Origin of the sequence: Idiomarina sp. OXR-189 (genome assembly GCF_034373425.1) — a bacterium.
GTDB classification, from domain to species: domain Bacteria; phylum Pseudomonadota; class Gammaproteobacteria; order Enterobacterales; family Alteromonadaceae; genus Idiomarina; species Idiomarina zobellii.
Genome location: NZ_CP139706.1, coordinates 1,340,243 through 1,357,412, shown reverse-complemented (window position 1 = coordinate 1,357,412; position 17,170 = coordinate 1,340,243). Strand labels below are relative to the sequence as shown.

Sequence of the window (17,170 nt, the reverse complement as noted above, 5' to 3'; positions counted from 1 at the left end):
ATTAATAACTACTCTATTCTGATAAGTTTTCGAGTTCTTCCCAACGCTCAAGATCCTGCATGAGCTGCTCTTCCAGCTCAGTAATTTCGTTCATCACAGGCTCTGTTTTTTCTAGCGGTTGTTCAAAAAACCCGGCTTCATTAATTGATTCTTGTAATTTTTCCAGTCGCGTTTCTTTTTCAGCAATAACTTGCGGCAAAGCTTCCAGCTCACGTTGTAGCTTGTAGGATAACTTTTTACGCGGCTTGGCTGAACCTTTAACCGATTTTTGTGTATTCGATTCTTGTTTTTCGTTCGAGTCAGACTCTTTTGTTGGGGCTTTGGTTCCCTTAGTTTTAGAAGAATCTGCCTTAGTTGTAGGAGCTTTGTTTTTCAGGTAATGCTCAAGCTCTGTAAAACCACCCACTATCTCGGTTATGACGCCCTCACCTTCGAAATACAACACACTGGTTGCGGTGTTGTCGACAAATTCACGGTCGTGACTAACCAAGAGAACTGTGCCTTCGTAACTCGCAATAATCTGCTCTAAAAGCTCCAGCGTTTCAATGTCTAAGTCGTTGGTAGGCTCATCGAGTACCAAAATGTTGCTTGGTTTTAGCAGTATTTTTGCCAGAAGAGCTCGGTTACGTTCACCACCTGACAGCGCACTAACCGGCGTCCGCGCCTGCTTCGGTGTAAATAAGAAGTCCTGTAAATAGCTTAGAATATGTCGTGGACGCCCCTGGAACTCTATATCCTGTTTACCATCCCCCACGTTGTCCATTACAGACTGGGCTGGGTCGAGCTGTGCTCTATGTTGATCAAAATAAGCAACTTCCAGGTTTGTTCCTAAGCGCACGACGCCAGAATCCACCGGCTGGTCACCCAAAATAACCTTAATCAAGGTACTCTTTCCACAACCATTGGGGCCAACAAAAGCAACTTTGTCACCACGCATGAGCAACAAATCGAGATCGCTAATGATTTGTTGTTCTCCAAACGCCAGTGACATATTTTCGCCTTCAAAGACTTTCTTACCGGAACGCTGTGACTCATTAACCGATAAGTTTGCTTTACCCTGCAGTTCTCGGCGCTGTTGTCGCTGCTTGCGCAAGTCTTGTAACGCTCGAACACGGCCTTCATTGCGCGTACGTCTCGCCTTAATGCCCTGTCGAATCCACGCCTCTTCTTGTGCGAGCTTCTTATCAAACTCGGCGTTTTGGGCCGTTTCAACTTCCAGCGCTTCGTTCTTTTTTACCAAGTAATTGTCGTAGTTACCTACGTAGCTGGTGAGTATGCCGCGATCGAGGTCTATAATGCGAGTGGCCAGACGTCGAATAAATGCGCGGTCGTGACTGATAAACAACACAGCACCTTTAAAGGCGACAATTTGTTCCTCCAGCCAACGGACCATTTCAATATCTAAATGGTTGGTCGGCTCATCCAGCAATAACAAGTCTGGGTCAACAACCAAAGCGCGCGCTAAAGCAACACGTCTTAACCAACCACCAGACAATGAGGCCATGGTGTCGTCAGCAGGTAACTGCAAGCGCGTTAATGTTTGTTCTATACGAGTGGCCATTTGCCAACCGTTGCAGGCATCAAGAGCGGTCTGAACTCTTTCTAAGTCTTGTAACACCTTTTCGCTATGCGTTGCATCAGCCAGCTGTTCGGAAAGCTCATGATATTCCGATAATAGCTTTCCGGTTTCGGCTAAGCCTTCAGCAACATAATCATAAATTTTTTGCGTAGACTGTGCAGGAGGGTCCTGAGGTAAACGTGATACTTTAGTATCACCTATCCACTGCACACTACCCGAATCTAAAGTAACTTCGCCGTCAATTGCCTTTAGTAATGTCGACTTGCCTGCGCCATTGCGACCAACCAGGCAAATGCGCTCACCGGCTTCTACGGTAAAATCGACGCCATCAAGAATCGCATCTGCGCCAAAGGCTAAATGAGCATCCTGAACTCGCAACAAACTCATTGCTCAATAAACTCCAATAATTGCTTTTCATCAAATGGCCAACGAAGTTCACTGTCATCGCTGGCTTTCACGAATACCGGCACAAGCCAGCCATATTCTTCTTGTAAGTCATCTTGTTCCGAAATATCGACGACCCCAAGCTCTACTGGCTCTTCTAATGCTAACTGATGCAGCATTTGCAACGCTTGTGTGCATAACGGGCAATTAGGCTTAGTTAATAGGTAAACTGCCGACATTAGTGCGCCCGGGAAATAATAAAATAATGGTGTATGCCTTTATGCCGCTTGAAGTCTTCAGGTATAGACGCCTGCGTTTGGTCGTTAACTTCAAAGCCGGCTTTTTCCAAGCCTTCGACGTCAATTTTAAATTTCTTGCGGTTGTTAGAAAACAAAATGACACCGTCTTCGTGCAGCAAGTTTGCTGCGGTTTTTATCAACCCTACGTGGTCACGCTGTATATCCAGTGTGCCCATCATTCGCTTGGAGTTGCTGAACGTTGGTGGATCCAGGAAGATCACATCAAATGCTTGCTTCCCTCTTTGCTCCCGCATCCAGCTAAAGCAGTCAGCTTGAATAAAATCGTAGTCGCCACGCAAATTGTTGAGTTCGAAGTTGCGTTCACCCCATTTAAGGTAAGTGTTCGACATATCTACCGAAACCACACGTTTCGCCCTGCTTCTGGCGGCCTGAACCGATGCTGTGCAGGTATAAGCAAACAGGTTTAAGACATCGAGCTCATTACATTTGTCCAAAAGCTCCTTGCGAACTAAGCGATGATCCATAAACAATCCCGTGTCGAGATAATCGGTTAAGTTAACCTCGAAACGTGCACCGTATTCGTGAACCGTCAGTACCTTACTTTCCTGCGAGCGCTTCTCATATTGCTGGCGACCGCTTTGGCGCTGGCGGCGCTTTAAGACGATATTGCTTTCATCAAATGGTAGGGCTTCACTTAAGGTTTCCAGCATGAACCACAGGCGATCATTTGCGACCCCGTCGGGTACTGTTTTAGGGGCTGCATATTCCTGAACCACTAAGTAATCGCCGTATATATCAATGGCAGCATTGTACTCAGGAATATCGGCATCATAGACGCGCCAACAATCCAGCTCTTCTTTGTCAGCCCACTTTCGAAGTTTTGAATAATTCTTTTTAAGTCTATTTAAAAGGTCATTACTTTTACTTTCTGTAAAGTCTGGCTGCTCTTTAGTTAAGTCATAAAGCGCTAAAGTGACAGGAATGGCACCATTTAGTAACGAATACTTCTTATGACTTCTAAGTCGTAAACGCTTCAGCAGTTGCTCGTCACCGGCAAGTATTGATAGCTGCCAGTTGTGAAAGTTTTCTTTTAAGGTTTGTCCGAAACGCTGGTAAAGCAATAAGGTCTCAACGACTTCACCTAAACGCTCACCGTAAGGCGGATTCGTGACCAACAAGCCCGATTCAGCAGGCGCCTCCAGGTCTGTTGCGTCTCGCTCTTCCCACTCAATAACATTATTCAGCAGTACGCGACTCGCGTTACTGCGGGCAATGGATATCATTCGTCCGCTACTATCAGAACCTTTTATGATGCCTTTGAACGCGGCCTTGCCAACCTTGAAACGTTCTTCCGCTTCGTCTAGCACACTATGCCATGCGGCTGTATCATGTCCTTTCCAACGCAGGAAGCCCCAGTGTCCGCGGCCAAGGCCGGGGGCGTGATCACAGGCCATCATCGCAGCCTCAATAAGCAAAGTGCCTGAGCCACAAAAGGGATCAAAAATAGCGGGTTGAGGTTTTTCTAGCTCGGTTTTAATACCAGAGCGAATAAGAATTGCTGCCGCTAAGGTTTCGCGCAACGGCGCTGCGCCCTGCTCTGTCCGATAACCACGTTTGTGCATACCGTCACCAGAGAAGTCTAACGACCACACCAGTTTTCCTTTGTGCAGACGAACCGCAATACGAATATCGGGCTGCTCTTTTTCTATGTTCGGTCTTGTCAGATCTTTATTTCGGAAGTAGTCGACAATACAGTCTTTCACCAATTGCGCACCGAATTGAGTATGACGAATATCGTCATTACCACCGGAAAAGTCCACGATAAAGGTTTCATTATTACTAAAGACACTTTGCCAGTTAAACTGAGTCAATGTCAGTTTTATGTCGTCCAGACTGCTGGGTTCGTGTTCACCTAACTGGAGCAACATACGGCTTGCCAAACGAGACCACATAACAATGCGGTAGGCCTGCTCTAAAGAAGCATCGATATAGCAACCGGCAAATGTTTGTTTTAAATAAGGTAATTCGTAAGCCTGTAATTCTTCGTGAAGTAGCTCTTCGAGCCCTTTGGCACAGGCGATAAAAAAACGATGCATAAATTCCGACTTGTTCATTCAGTAAACCGCAATTATAACGGAGAGCCACTTGGCTGTCTTTAATAACCCGGGAAATAACCTTAAATGAGTAATTAATAAGCACTTAACTCCAATTTGACTGAATAGTAGGCGGTTAAGTGAAATAAGGCTTGCGCTATGGAAAGGACAGGTATAGTATTCGCCTCATCGGACGCGGGGTGGAGCAGTCTGGTAGCTCGTCGGGCTCATAACCCGAAGGTCGTAGGTTCAAATCCTGCCCCCGCAACCAATTATCCTTTCTAAAGTAACTTCTTTAAATAATCTTCTGAAATTTACTTCCAAAAAGAATACCTGAAAGCTAACACAAAAACTTTATGCTAAACGCTGTCCCCAGGACGACTGTGAAGACATTGCTAAGTCAATAGTGGCGGGTAGTAACCGATTTAAGGTCACTTTTATTGCTTGAAATTGGCGCATGGTCTTAATGGCAGACAACTGCATAGACTCGTCAAGCAAGACACAGGATGCAAACTCATCATCCGCATCTATAATCATAAACAAGCCTTGATCGAACCCGGAGTTGAGCTCACATAAACGACGCTCTTCTGGCCATTCAGTAATATCTGATTTTTGAAAGTGCCAGCTTTGTGGCATTTGAGGACGGCCGAAACGCTTCCAGGCCATTGCATGTAATGCAGCATCGTCAATAGCACATGGGAGCTTGTCGCTTGGATAGCCTTCGAGGAGTTCGGTTGTTGACTGAAATACAGTCGCATCCTCAATATCCAATTCAGAACGTTCAAAATGAATGTTGACCAGCTGGCTTGGTTTATACGCTATTTGGCATGAGTTTTCTTCTGAGAGCTTAACAGAAAGCTCGCCAGATTCTTGATTGTATAGCCATAACCAATGCGGTTGTGATTCCACGCTGTTGCCCTTTATTCTTCTAATATGAGCGAAATGATTCGAATGCGACTAAATAATATACGGCTAAAGATACTAGACTCAGGTATCTATTACAAGCCGTTAACAACTTCTTTAATAAGTTTGGGACCGTGATAAATAAACCCGGTATAAACCTGAACTAAACTTGCTCCGGCAGCTAATTTTTCTTTAGCCGCAGCTGCACTATTAATGCCCCCTACCCCAATAATCGGCATTTTTCCCTGAAGCTCGTTGCTTAATTGACGGATAACATCTGTGCTTTTATCTTGCAACGGACGCCCGCTAAGACCGCCGGCTTCTGACGCTTGCGAGTCAGTTAAATTATCTCGGGCAAGTGTTGTGTTAGTTGCAATAACACCGTCAATGTTGGCATTGAGCAGTGATTTCGCCATTACAGTGACTTCATCTGCTGTTAGATCTGGGGCAATTTTCACGACTAAAGGTACGTAGCGATCGTGCTTTTTATGCAGCTCAGCTTGGGACGCTTTTAGCTTACTGAGCAAGTCATCTAATGCAGTGCCGTGCTGCAAATTACGTAAACCCGGCGTATTGGGCGATGAAATATTAATGGTGACGTAATCTGCATACGGGTAGACTTTCTCAAGGCAAATAAGGTAGTCGTTAATAGCCTCTTCTTCGGGAGTTACTTTGTTTTTGCCAATGTTAATGCCAAGCACGCCTTTATAAGAAGTGGCTTTAACATTCTCCAAAAGCTTATCAACACCCTCGTTATTAAAGCCCATCCGGTTAATTATGGCTTCATCATTTACCAAGCGGAATAAGCGAGGTTTATCATTACCCGGTTGAGCAACCGGCGTGATAGTCCCTATTTCAACAAAACCAAAGCCCATTTGACCAAAAGCATCTATGCACTCGCCGTTTTTATCAAGACCTGCCGCTAAACCCACCGGGTTAGGAAAGCGAATACCCATCACCTCGCACGGTTTATCTGGAACACTCTGTTTCCAAAACAGCGACAACGGGGTGTTGTGCCAACGCTTTAAAATACCGAGCGCAAACTCATGCGTGCGCTCGGCGTCTTGGCGAAACAGCCATGAACGAATAATTCCGTACATTAGCTGGATACTTTTGGTGCACAGTTATGACTAAGTAACATCAGCTCGCGTAATGCGACTGAGAACTTAGCAAACTCGTGGCTCTTAGTAGTTTTGAAGTCAGAAAGCATTTGCTGCCAACGGTACAGCAGTGTTTCGTTCTTCTCTACCCACTCGCTTATCATCTTCTCTGGGTCTTTCGCGTCTGAGGTTGCTTTTAATACCACTTGCGTCAGTGCGCGTTGCTGCCAATCCAGCTCTTCGCGGAAAGCGGCACGAGCCAGTGCTTGCCAGTGGTTAGCAACCGGTTGGTTATTAATCTGCGTTAAGAACCAGTGTAAGTTAAGCTCAGCACCTAAACGGAAGTAAAGTGTTCCGACCGTTTTCAGGTTTTGCCCGCTTTCGTTAGCCACTTCAGCTAAATCCATAGCAGAGAAAATGGTGCTCAAGCTGGCAACGTGCTTCGCTAGTTCAGCCGGGAAGCCGTGTTCTTTGTATTTCTCTATCGTTTCTTCAATCACCTTCGCTTCGTCTTCAATCATATATTTCAGACTGTTTTTGCGAAGATCATCAAATGCGCCCATGTAGAAATCCAGGTGTTCCTGAATACCATTCAACGTTGGATTTCTGTGGCGCAGGAACCAGCGGGTTGCGCGGCGGACCATGCGGCGAAGTTGGAACAATACGTCGTTTTGTACCTCAGCCGGTACTTTATTGTTCAGCGCTTCAATTTTGTCGGTAAGCTCTTCAACTTTGAAACACTCACGTGCAACGACATAAGCTGAGGCAACTTCTGCAACACTAGCTCCTGTTGCTTCCTGCTTACGGAATACAAAGTTTGGCCCCATGTCATTAACAATGTTATTGGCCAGCTTGGTTGCAATGATCTGCCCTTTCAGCGGGTGCGATGTCATTGCTTCAGCGAAGCGCTCACGCAGTGGTACCGGGAACGAATCAAATAGCTCACGAGCATGGTAAGGATCTTCAGTGATCTCGTCTGTGATCAATTGTTCTTTCAGAACCATTTTTCCGTAAGCGGTTAATACTGAAAGCTCTGGACGAGTTAACCCCTGATTCGACGCCTGGCGTTCGGCCAGTTCATCATCATCTGGTAAGAACTCCAGTTGACGATTCAGCGCACCGTCACGTTCCAACTGATGAATAAAGCGCTGCAGCTCTTTTATCTGATCAGCGCCGCGAAGCGCGGTAACTGAAATTGACTGAGTTTGGCGATTACAGTCATCCAGCACAATTTCTGCCACTTCTTCTGTCATGTCGTACAGTAATTTGTCGCGTTGCTTCTGCGTTAAGTCGCCACTGGTCACCAAGCCGTTCAGCAAGATCTTAATGTTGACTTCATTATCCGAGCAGTCAACGCCACCCACGTTATCAACAAAGTCAGTATTAATGCGACCGCCTTTTTGAGCAAACTCGATACGTCCAAGTTGAGTGAACCCGAGGTTACCGCCCTCACCCACAATTTTTGCTTTGAGCTCGTGACCATTCACACGTAGTGCGTCGTTAGCACGGTCGCCGACGTCAGTATCGGTTTCCGCTTTACCTTTGACGTAAGTACCAATACCTCCGTTCCAAATAAGATCGACTTCCATCGTCAAACAGGCTTTTATCAGCTCGTTTGGCGTCATCGACTTCTTATTGGTGCCAATCATCTTTTTAATTTCTGGCGTTAACTCAATGGCCTTGGCACTTCTTGAGAAAACACCACCGCCCTTAGAAATCAACTCTTTGTTGTAATCGTCCCAGGTAGAGCGCGGTAACTTAAATAAGCGGTCTCTTTCTTTCCAGGAGCTTGCTGCATCTGGCTCTGGGTCGATGAAAATATGCATGTGGTTAAACGCAGCTTGTAAGCGCGTATGCTTAGACAACAACATGCCATTACCAAATACGTCACCGCCCATATCGCCGATAGCAACACAGGTAAAGTCAGTGGTTTGACAGTCAATACCCATTTCACGGAAGTGACGTTTAACAGACTCCCAGGCTCCGCGTGCGGTAATACCCATTTTCTTGTGGTCATAGCCGACTGAACCCCCGGACGCAAACGCATCGCCTAACCAGAAATTATATTCGGCGGAGATACCGTTAGCGATGTCCGAGAAGGTTGCGGTGCCTTTATCGGCCGCGACCACTAAATATGGGTCGTCTTCGTCATGACGCACAACGTCTTTCGGTGGAATAATTTCGCCTTCAATAATGTTGTCAGTAATGTCTAACAGTGCGCGAATGAACGTTTTGTAGCATGCCTGACCTTCTGCCATAAAGCCCTCACGGTCTTCCGGCAGCGCTTTACAAATAAAACCACCTTTTGCGCCAACCGGCACAATAACGGTATTCTTCACTTGCTGAGCTTTGACCAGTCCTAAAATTTCAGTGCGGAAGTCTTCTCGTCTGTCAGACCAGCGCAAGCCGCCACGGGCAACTTTACCGCCACGCAAATGAACACCTTCAACACGCGGTGAATAAACGAAAATCTCAAACTTAGGCAATGGCAGCGGCATTTCCGGCACCATTTCCGGCAGGAATTTCAATGAGATATAAGGCTTATCGTTGCCGTTTTCATCGGTTTGGAAAAAGTTTGTTCTAAGTGCGGCATCAATGAGCTCAACGTAACGACGAATAATGCGGTCGTCATCTAAGTTGGCAACGTTATCCAACTCGGTGTTAATGCGCGTGTGCAGTGCTTCGAGTTTTTTCTCGACATCTTTGGTACCCGGCTCAAACTTGGTGTAGAACATTTTCACAACCAATTTAGCCAGCAGCGGATACTTACTAAAGGTACTTTCAATGTAGCTTTGGCTGAATGTTGTACCAATTTGGCGCATGTATTTAGCCAGCATACGCAAAATGGTTGCCTGGCGACCATTCATACCAGCACCCAGTACTAAACGGTTGAAGCCGTCATCTTCAAGCTGACCGCCCCATACTTTAGCAAAGGCATTTTGGAAGGTCTCGCGACTTTCATCTAAGTCCAGCGAACCCGCCGTGTGAAGCATTTGGAAGTCAAGAACCCAAAAAATATGACCATCGCTGGTTTTAATCTGATACGGGCTTTCACCAATAACTCGTAAACCAAAGTTTTCGAGCATCGGCAGCACGTCAGACAAATGAATGGGTTCGTCTTTATGGAATAGTTTCAGATGCAGATGTTTGCTGTCGTCTTTCTCTTCTTGCGCACGATACAGCACCATGCCCAACTTGTGATCATCGTCTAGCGACTCAAGTTGCTTAATGTCTGAAATAGCCACCGACGGTAGTACATCTTCTTTGTATGAGCGAGGGAAAGCTGAAGAATAACGCTTGTTGAGACGCGTCGCCTGAGCTTCACCGTATGTAGACTGTAAAATTCTCTCGAAATTATCTTCCCAGGTGCGTGCAGCTTCAATCAAGTTTTGCTCCAAATCTTTCACGTTAATCGTCTGATGACCATCACTTAAACGGACTGTATAGTGAGTTCTCGCCAATGATGACTCTGAAAAATACGTCGTAAAGTCAACGTCGTATTCCGTTTTGAACGTTCTTGCCAATATACTTTGCGTACGCTCACGCAGTAAGGTGTTATAGCGCTCTTTCGGCACGTAAACCATGCATGACATGAAGCGCCCAAAGATATCTCGGCGCAAAAACACGCGAGTCATATCACGCTCTTGCATTTGCAGCACACCCAGACCGACTTCTAATAAGTCATCCTCTTCAGCCTGAACAATTTCATCACGTGGATAGGTTTCTAAAATATTCAGTAACGCTTTGGCGGCATGAGACTGTGGTGCGAAACCAGACATTTCCAAAACACGCTCGATTTTTTCACTAACCAGAGGAATATCCGAGGTGCTGTTATTATAGAAGCTCGCTGAGTAAAGACCGATAAAACGGTGCTCACCAATAACTTCACCTTTTTCATTGAAGCGCTTAATACCAATGTAGTCCGAGTACGCAGGACGGTGAACACGCGATTTAGAATTGGTTTTGGTCAATAGTAACAGGCGATCATTCTGAATGATTTCGCGAGCATCTTCCGGCAATGATGAAACCAAACGACCTTTATCGCTGACCGAATTTTTCATTAAGCCAAGGCTGGTCTCTTTAATCTGTTTTAGCTCATAGTCGCCTTTCACCGGGCTGAGCTCATATTCACGATAACCCGTTAACGTAAAGTTGTCGTCTGCCAGCCACTTAAGGAATTTCTTAGCTTCGTCTTTATAGACTTTCTCGCCGGGATAAAAGTCGTTATCGAGCTCTTTAGCTACTTCTTGCAAGCGCTCACGCATTGGCTTCCAGTCTTGAACAGCCAGGCTAATTTCTTCCATTACCGAGACCAACTCTTTCTTCAGTGTCTTAATTTCTTCTTTGCTGGTCTGACGGTCAATTTCTATCAGGAACACGGTATCGACGTAATTATCTTTACTACGTGTACCGGGTTTTTGTAACTCTGTAACTTGGTGCTCTTTGTCCCGCTTGTGACTAATTGGCATGTGCAGCAGTAAGTGCGACGTAATACCCAGGCGAGATAACGCCATACGCACGGAGTCGACCATAAACGGCATATCACTTTGAATAATTTCAACAATGGTATGTGGAGACTCCCACCCGTCAGTGGGAACATCGGGGTTATAGACCTTAATGAGAGCCTTATCGCCAGGATTGTACTCGTTAAAGCTGTGCCAAAGTCCTAAAACAGCACCGTACATATCGCTATCGTGACGATTGGTTAAATCATCGCTTGCAATGTTTCGGTATAACCGTTTGGCAAAATCTGCAACTAAATGCGCCTGAGGGGCTGGAACTTTCTTATTTATCAATTCAACGACTTTTTCCAGTAAAACCGGAGATTGACTATCGACCAACGACATAATTACAGAGTCCTTGAGGTTGTTGGTGAAACGTCGCAGGCAAGCCAAATGCGGCCCGCGGCCAATGAATCTATGATTGATGTTATTGTCGGACATTTATCATAGGCTTTCAACGCTATTTCGCATTAAAAACCAGTGTTTAGACCAGATATTTCGGGGATTGAGAAATAACTATGTTATTTAACTGAATGGAAGTCTTTAGACACGACGTAAATCAACAAATTTTTGGTTTTCATCGACTTGTAGGCAAAAGCGCCCTCTTATTCCCTGACTGTCAATAAACTTAATAAAGCGGCCCGCGGGAATTGCGACCCGCGTGCCGTTATCAGTGGTTACAACGACCTGTTGAAAGCCCTTGTTATAGTAAACATCACAGTATTCCTGATAGCTCATGGACAGACTAAAGACATACTGGATGATCACGTTACTCGCCTACCTTAAATAATTATTCAGTTAGACAACTTTCTACTTTTTCAAACAAGTCGCTGGCTAAATTTGGTAAAGACTGAATGCCTTTCAACTCAGCTTTCATTAGCTCTTGACGTTTTTCGTCATAGCGACGCCAACTGACAAACGCAGACAATAAGCGCGACGCTACCTGAGGGTTAAAGTCATTCAACACTTTAATTTGCTCAGCTACCAGTTGGTACCCTTTACCATCAGCTCTATGGAACTGCGCTTGGTTCTGTGTAAAAGCAGCCAGTAACGAATAAACCCGATTCGGGTTTTTAATGCTGAAATCCGGGTGCGACATAAGCTTAGTCAGCCGCTCAACGGTAGCTTCGTTATTGGCAAGTGCTTGAGTACTAAACCACTTGTCCATAACCAGTTTTTCCCCACGCCATTGCTTATCAAAGGCCTCCAGGAGAGTTTTCGCCAGCGAATGATTTGAGCAAACAGCAGCCTGCAATGCCGCAAGCTGATCAGTCAGATTGTCCGCTTGATTAAACTCTTGCTCAAGCAGTTCATCGCTGTTGCTGGTTAAGGCCAGATAGCTTAAGCAGGTTTTCTTCAACTGTCGCGCCGCAATGTCTTGTGCCGACAACTCATAAGGGTGTTTAGTTGAACACTTATTGTAAACACTAATAAAGTCTTCTTTTAACGCTTCAGCGAGCTGCTGTTTAAGCGCATCGAGGTTTTCGTTAATTCGCTCAACAGGTATCACATTAAAGTTTTCAGCGATGGTTGCAGGCGTGGGTAATGTTAACGCTAAAGCAATTAAAGCCGGGTCGCTGTTTCCAAGCAGTAAGTTTCGGCAAGACGTAACCGTTTGTTCGTCTAACTCTAGCGCCGTTTCACTCGAGATAGACTGCTCAACCTTACGTGAAAACAAGGTTTGTGCAGCGTCCCAGCGACTAAATTCATCTTGGCTGTGAGCCATTAGAACACGTAATTCATCGTCACTGATGTCGCGCTTCACTTTCACCGGTGCTGAAAAGTTCTCAAACAGCGATAAAACAGGTTGTTCGGCAACATTTTCGAAGCTTAGCGTTAGTTCTTTATCTTTCAGATGAATCAGCTGTTCATCAGACAACTGCAATGGCTGCCCTTTTAAGGAGTACGCTGACCATTTCACCGGAATATGGAATGGGGCCTTCTCACTTTGTCCGGGCGTTGCAGGCGTTTCCTGGCGCAGGGTAATAGTCAATTTTTGTTGCTGAGCATCATAATCTTGCTCGACGGAAACTGTTGGTGTACCCGCTTGTGAATACCAATGGCGGAAACAGCTAAAGTCAGCACCATTGGCATCTTCCATCGCCGCAACAAAATCTTCGCAGGTAACGGCTTGGCCGTCGAAGCGCTCAAAATATAGCGCCATGCCTTTTTGGAAGCCCTCTTCGCCTAACAAGGTATGAATCATGCGAATGACTTCTGCACCTTTGTTATATACCGTAACGGTATAAAAGTTGTTCATTTGAACCACTTTATCCGGACGTATGGGGTGCGCCATCGGGCTAGCATCTTCAGCAAACTGATGGCTTCTAATAACTTTGACGTCGTTAATGCGGTTTACTGCTCTAGAGCCTAAGTCAGAGCTAAACTCCTGATCTCGAAAAACAGTTAAGCCTTCTTTCAGCGACAACTGGAACCAGTCACGGCAAGTCACTCGGTTACCCGTCCAGTTATGAAAGTACTCATGACCGATAACCGACTCGATGTTGAGAAAGTCCTGGTCAGTCGCAGTTTCTGGATTCGCCAATACGTATTTGGCATTAAAGACATTTAAGCCCTTATTCTCCATAGCTCCCATATTGAAGAAGTCGACGGCAACGACCATATAAATATCGAGGTCATAAACCAAGTTAAAACGCTCTTCGTCCCATTTCATCGCATTTTTGAGCGATTCCATAGCGTGTGGGGCTCGATGAAGGTTGCCTTTATCGACAAACAGTTGAAGCTCAACGTTTCTGCCATCTTTGGTTGTGAAAGTATCTTCCAGTAAGTCGAAATTACCAGCAACTAAGGCAAACAAATAACTGGGTTTCGGATGAGGGTCTTCCCACACGGCCAGGTGCTTACCTCCTTCTATCTCACGATATTCAACGCGGTTACCGTTTGATAGCAAGTATGGGTAGCCTTCTTTATCGGCAATAACCGTTGTGCGGTACTTTGCCAGAACGTCGGGGCGATCCATGAAGTAACTAATGCGACGGAACCCTTCGGCCTCACATTGCGTACAGTAAGTTCCTTCGGCTAAATACAAACCTTCAAGCGCCTCATTGGCGCTTGGATTAACCGTATTCTCAATGGTGAGTTCAAAGCTATCGAACGCTGTTTCGAGTACCAACTGGTTATTTTCAACCTTCCACTTTTCGGCCGGAATAACCTCATTATTCACTTTGACGCTATCCAGTGTTATGTCTTCGCCATCAAGCACCAACGGCTTACTGTGACTCCCTTGGCGCTCAACCTTCATGACATTAGTGACCCGGGTATTTTCAGGGTGTAACTCAAAGGTTAAGTCAACCGTTGAAATAGTGAATTCGGGTTGTTGATAATCTTTTCTATACTTCGCTTTCGGTAACTGTGTCATAACTTCCTTTCGTTACTGATTAAGCCGTTGCTTCTTTTTGCTCTGGCTTTTTATAAAGAATGGTCCAGCCTGTGTAGGCAAACACGATAGCAATTAATGGTGTTAAGTAGTTGAAGAACGCAAAGATACCATACTCAAATGGGCTTACCGCAAGCACCGAGAACATATAAGCACCACACGTATTCCATGGAATTAATGCTGAGGTGATAGTACCACTGTCTTCTAACGTACGAGACAGCACACGAGGATCAAGATTACGCCGCTCATATTCCTCACGGAACATGCGACCTGGCAAGACAATCGCCATATATTGGTCAGCGGTTAAAACGTTGGCACCAAAACAGGTGAATATAGTACCGGTAATGAGTGAACCGACAGATTTGCTCGCCTTTAACATACCGCGAATAAATCGTTCTAACAGACCAATTTTTTCCATAATGGCGCCAAATGTCATGGCGCTCAGAATAAGCCAAACGGTGTTGAGCATGGAAACCATACCACCACCACTTAACAGAGAGTCTAAGTTAGCGCTGCCGGTGCTGACGGTCGTTCCATCCGATAATGCCAGCCAAACAACTTTTAACGATGCAACCCAACCTTCTTCACCGGCAATTTGCGTGACCATTTCCGGCTGGAAAATAAGCGCCCAGACACCGCCTAATAACGCCCCAAAGAACACCGTAGGTAACGCCGGTTTACGTGTTGCCGCTAAGTATAAAAGTACGGCAAGTGGTACCAGCATTTCCCAACCAATATTAAAGGTTCCGTGAAGCTGTGTTTGCATTTGTTCCAGACGCTGTAAGCTCACATTGGTGTCTGCGTTTAAGCCCAGAATTAAAAAGATGATGACTGAGATAACAAACGCCGGGCCGGCTGTGTAGCCCATGTAACGGATATGCGCAAATAGCTCTGTACCGGCAACGGCGGGAGCAAGATTTGTGGTATCGGAAAGCGGTGACATTTTGTCACCAAAATACGCACCAGAAACGATAGCACCGGCTGCAATAGCTGGCTCAAGCCCCATGCCTGAAGCGACCCCCATAAGCGCCACACCTATGGTAGCTGCGGTTGTCCAGGAGCTACCAATTGACAGAGCGACAATACCGCAAATAATACAGCTGGCCGCATAAAATAACCCCGGATTCAGCAACTCTAAGCCAAAGTAAATAAGTGTTGGTACGGTGCCCGAAAGCAGCCAGGTTCCAATTAATGACCCAACTGCAAGAATTATCAGCATAGCGCCAAGGGCTACTGAGATTCCCTCAGTAATACCCTCTTCTATTTGTGACCAGCTAAAACCATTACGAAAACCAATAATAACAGCTATGCCTGAGGCGACTAATAGCGCAATTTGATTTGGTCCGTAAGACGAGTCTTCTCCGAATAGATAAACGGATGAAGCCAGCATGACAATTAGCGCCATTAATGGAACAAGCGCCTGAAGCAAACTTGGTTGTTTGTTTGTGTGACTCATTAATTTTTAACCTAAAGTTTTATAAAACCAATTAGCTGTAAGAAAATAATAATAATGGCTACAGGCGCTATGTATTTAACGCACAACAACCAGATGTCAAAAACGGGTTTATGGCTGTCCAGCTCATTTTCGCTATGCTCTCTTTTCATGACCCAGCCAGCCAAAATTGCGAGCAGTAAACCGCCTAATGGTAAAAGAATACTCGACGTCAAAAGGTCAATAATATCAAAAATTGAGTTAATCGGTTTACCTAACCACTCGCCGCTAAGCTGCGCCCAGTCACTACCGGCAAATGAATGAATGGTGAGTTGTCCCAGCAACCACAGAACAAGGCCTGAAACTAACGTAGCCGGCCAACGGCTTAAGGAGAACTTCTCTGCCACAAAAGCGACTGACGACTCTATCATAGCAATGGCCGATGTGAATGCGGCTATGACCAGCATGATAAAAAAGACAGTGCCAAGTAACGTACCCGCAGGCATTTCTGCAAATGCCAGAGGTAATGTAGTGAAGATAAGGCCTGGTCCTTCGCTTGGCGTAAGACCGAAACCGAAAACCAAAGGGAATATGGCCAAACCGGCAAGTAGCGCAACGATGGTATCAATTACAGCTATCCACAGACTGGTTTGAACAATCGATGTTTCCCGAGGTAAGTAAGCGCCGTACATAATCACCACGCCGGATGCCAAGCCTAAGGTAAAGAATGAGTGACCCAGAGCAATCATTACGCCGTTTACCGACAGCTTGCTAAAGTCTGGCTCAAACATGAAGGTTATTGCCGCTGAAAAGTCACCAATATTACCAACGTAAATAGCGATACCAACCAGTAACAGGATCATCGCAGGCAATAGAAATCGGACAGAACGTTCTAAACCGTTTTTCACACCATTACCAACCACTAAAACTGTCGCTACGATGATAATGCTATGCCATAACATGAGCTCGCCCGGCGATGAGAGCAAACCAGTAAACACATTACCTACTTGCTCTGCCGATGCGCCTTCAAACAGCCCCTGTCCTGCTTTGAAAACGTAGGCTAATGCCCAGCCGGCAATAACCGCGTAAAAACTTAAAACCAAATACCCTGTTAGCATTCCCAGCCAACCAGCACTTTGCCAAAACGAGCTTTTCCCTGACTCCAGGGCGACAGACTTTGCTGCATATCCAGGTGAATGACGGCCCCGACGACCAATAATGACCTCGGCTATCATGATAGGAATGCCAATGCCAAGAATACACAGCAAATAAATAAGAACGAAAGCGCCACCGCCATTTTCCCCCATGACATAAGGGAACTTCCAAATGTTGCCCAGCCCAACGGCTGCTGCGGAGGATGCCAAAATGAAACTTAACCGGCTGGACCAGCGGCTTGAGATTGTTTGATTGTTTGTCATCGTATTTTAGTTATTGTTGTTATTTTATTGAGTTATATCACAACCGCTTCTGTTGTTGTCGGTTGTATTAAAAAAATACCGCCAGTTAAGGCGGTATTTCAG

10 protein-coding genes and 1 tRNA gene are annotated in these 17,170 nt (G+C 45.6%); 1 reads left to right on the top strand and 10 read right to left on the bottom strand.

Annotation, left to right across the window (positions count from 1 at the left end):
* Positions 1-13 precede the first annotated feature (13 nt).
* From UM402_RS06730 to rlmKL, 3 genes are read right to left on the bottom strand one after another with little or no spacing between them, the layout of a single operon-like run.
* Entirely contained in the window at positions 14-1,966 is a 1,953-nt protein-coding gene (locus UM402_RS06730; RefSeq protein ID WP_058579181.1) for an ATP-binding cassette domain-containing protein, read from the bottom strand.
* On the bottom strand, positions 1,963-2,202 hold the full coding sequence (locus UM402_RS06725; RefSeq protein ID WP_058579182.1) for a glutaredoxin family protein: 240 nt from the start codon (positions 2,200-2,202) through the stop codon (positions 1,963-1,965). Before UM402_RS06725 ends, UM402_RS06730 begins: the two co-directional genes overlap by 4 nt.
* Positions 2,202-4,319, bottom strand: a complete 2,118-nt coding sequence (gene rlmKL, locus UM402_RS06720) for a bifunctional 23S rRNA (guanine(2069)-N(7))-methyltransferase RlmK/23S rRNA (guanine(2445)-N(2))-methyltransferase RlmL (RefSeq protein ID WP_058579577.1) — start codon at positions 4,317-4,319, stop codon at positions 2,202-2,204. The genes UM402_RS06725 and rlmKL overlap by 1 nt, the downstream gene beginning before the upstream one ends.
* 191 nt (positions 4,320-4,510) lie before the next feature.
* Here rlmKL and UM402_RS06715 point away from each other — a divergent pair.
* Positions 4,511-4,587 (top strand) — tRNA-Met (locus tag UM402_RS06715).
* A gap of 83 nt (positions 4,588-4,670) precedes the next feature.
* On the opposite strand, the gene UM402_RS06710 is transcribed toward UM402_RS06715, so the two are convergent.
* From UM402_RS06710 to UM402_RS06680, 7 genes are all read right to left on the bottom strand, one after another.
* Positions 4,671-5,225: a cell division protein ZapC domain-containing protein gene (locus UM402_RS06710; protein WP_058579183.1), complete on the bottom strand. Its 555-nt coding sequence runs from the start codon at positions 5,223-5,225 to the stop codon at positions 4,671-4,673.
* A gap of 89 nt (positions 5,226-5,314) precedes the next feature.
* The gene (pyrD, locus tag UM402_RS06705; protein WP_058579184.1) at positions 5,315-6,319 is read right to left on the bottom strand and encodes a quinone-dependent dihydroorotate dehydrogenase; all 1,005 of its coding nucleotides are present in this window, start codon (positions 6,317-6,319) and stop codon (positions 5,315-5,317) included.
* On the bottom strand, positions 6,319-11,166 hold the full coding sequence (locus tag UM402_RS06700; RefSeq protein ID WP_058579185.1) for an NAD-glutamate dehydrogenase: 4,848 nt from the start codon (positions 11,164-11,166) through the stop codon (positions 6,319-6,321). Before UM402_RS06700 ends, pyrD begins: the two co-directional genes overlap by 1 nt.
* Positions 11,167-11,364: 198 nt before the next feature.
* Positions 11,365-11,589, bottom strand: a complete 225-nt coding sequence (locus UM402_RS06695; protein ID WP_053953635.1) for a DUF2835 family protein — start codon at positions 11,587-11,589, stop codon at positions 11,365-11,367.
* Between the two features lie 22 nt (positions 11,590-11,611).
* Complete coding sequence (gene pepN, locus UM402_RS06690; RefSeq protein ID WP_058579186.1) at positions 11,612-14,200, bottom strand: aminopeptidase N; 2,589 nt, start codon at positions 14,198-14,200, stop codon at positions 11,612-11,614.
* Positions 14,201-14,219: 19 nt separating this feature from the next.
* Positions 14,220-15,674 carry a Na+/H+ antiporter NhaC gene (gene nhaC / locus UM402_RS06685; RefSeq protein WP_058579187.1) on the bottom strand — a complete coding sequence of 485 codons (1,455 nt, stop codon included), beginning with the start codon at positions 15,672-15,674 and terminating at the stop codon, positions 14,220-14,222.
* 11 nt (positions 15,675-15,685) lie between these two features.
* Positions 15,686-17,068, bottom strand: coding sequence for a sodium-dependent transporter (locus UM402_RS06680; RefSeq protein WP_058579188.1), 1,383 nt, complete (start codon positions 17,066-17,068; stop codon positions 15,686-15,688).
* Positions 17,069-17,170: the final 102 nt, after the last annotated feature.

What these genes read in the sequence shown, in the direction of transcription:
- UM402_RS06730 (WP_058579181.1), bottom strand. Translation starts at nt 1,966, where the DNA reads ATGAGTTTGTTGCGAGTTCAGGATGCTCATTTAGCCTTTGGCGCAGAT.
- UM402_RS06725 (WP_058579182.1), bottom strand. Translation starts at nt 2,202, where the DNA reads ATGTCGGCAGTTTACCTATTAACTAAGCCTAATTGCCCGTTATGCACA.
- rlmKL (WP_058579577.1), bottom strand. Translation starts at nt 4,319, where the DNA reads ATGCATCGTTTTTTTATCGCCTGTGCCAAAGGGCTCGAAGAGCTACTT.
- pyrD (WP_058579184.1), bottom strand. Translation starts at nt 6,319, where the DNA reads ATGTACGGAATTATTCGTTCATGGCTGTTTCGCCAAGACGCCGAGCGC.
- UM402_RS06700 (WP_058579185.1), bottom strand. Translation starts at nt 11,166, where the DNA reads ATGTCGTTGGTCGATAGTCAATCTCCGGTTTTACTGGAAAAAGTCGTT.
- pepN (WP_058579186.1), bottom strand. Translation starts at nt 14,200, where the DNA reads ATGACACAGTTACCGAAAGCGAAGTATAGAAAAGATTATCAACAACCC.
- nhaC (WP_058579187.1), bottom strand. Translation starts at nt 15,674, where the DNA reads ATGAGTCACACAAACAAACAACCAAGTTTGCTTCAGGCGCTTGTTCCA.
- UM402_RS06680 (WP_058579188.1), bottom strand. Translation starts at nt 17,068, where the DNA reads ATGACAAACAATCAAACAATCTCAAGCCGCTGGTCCAGCCGGTTAAGT.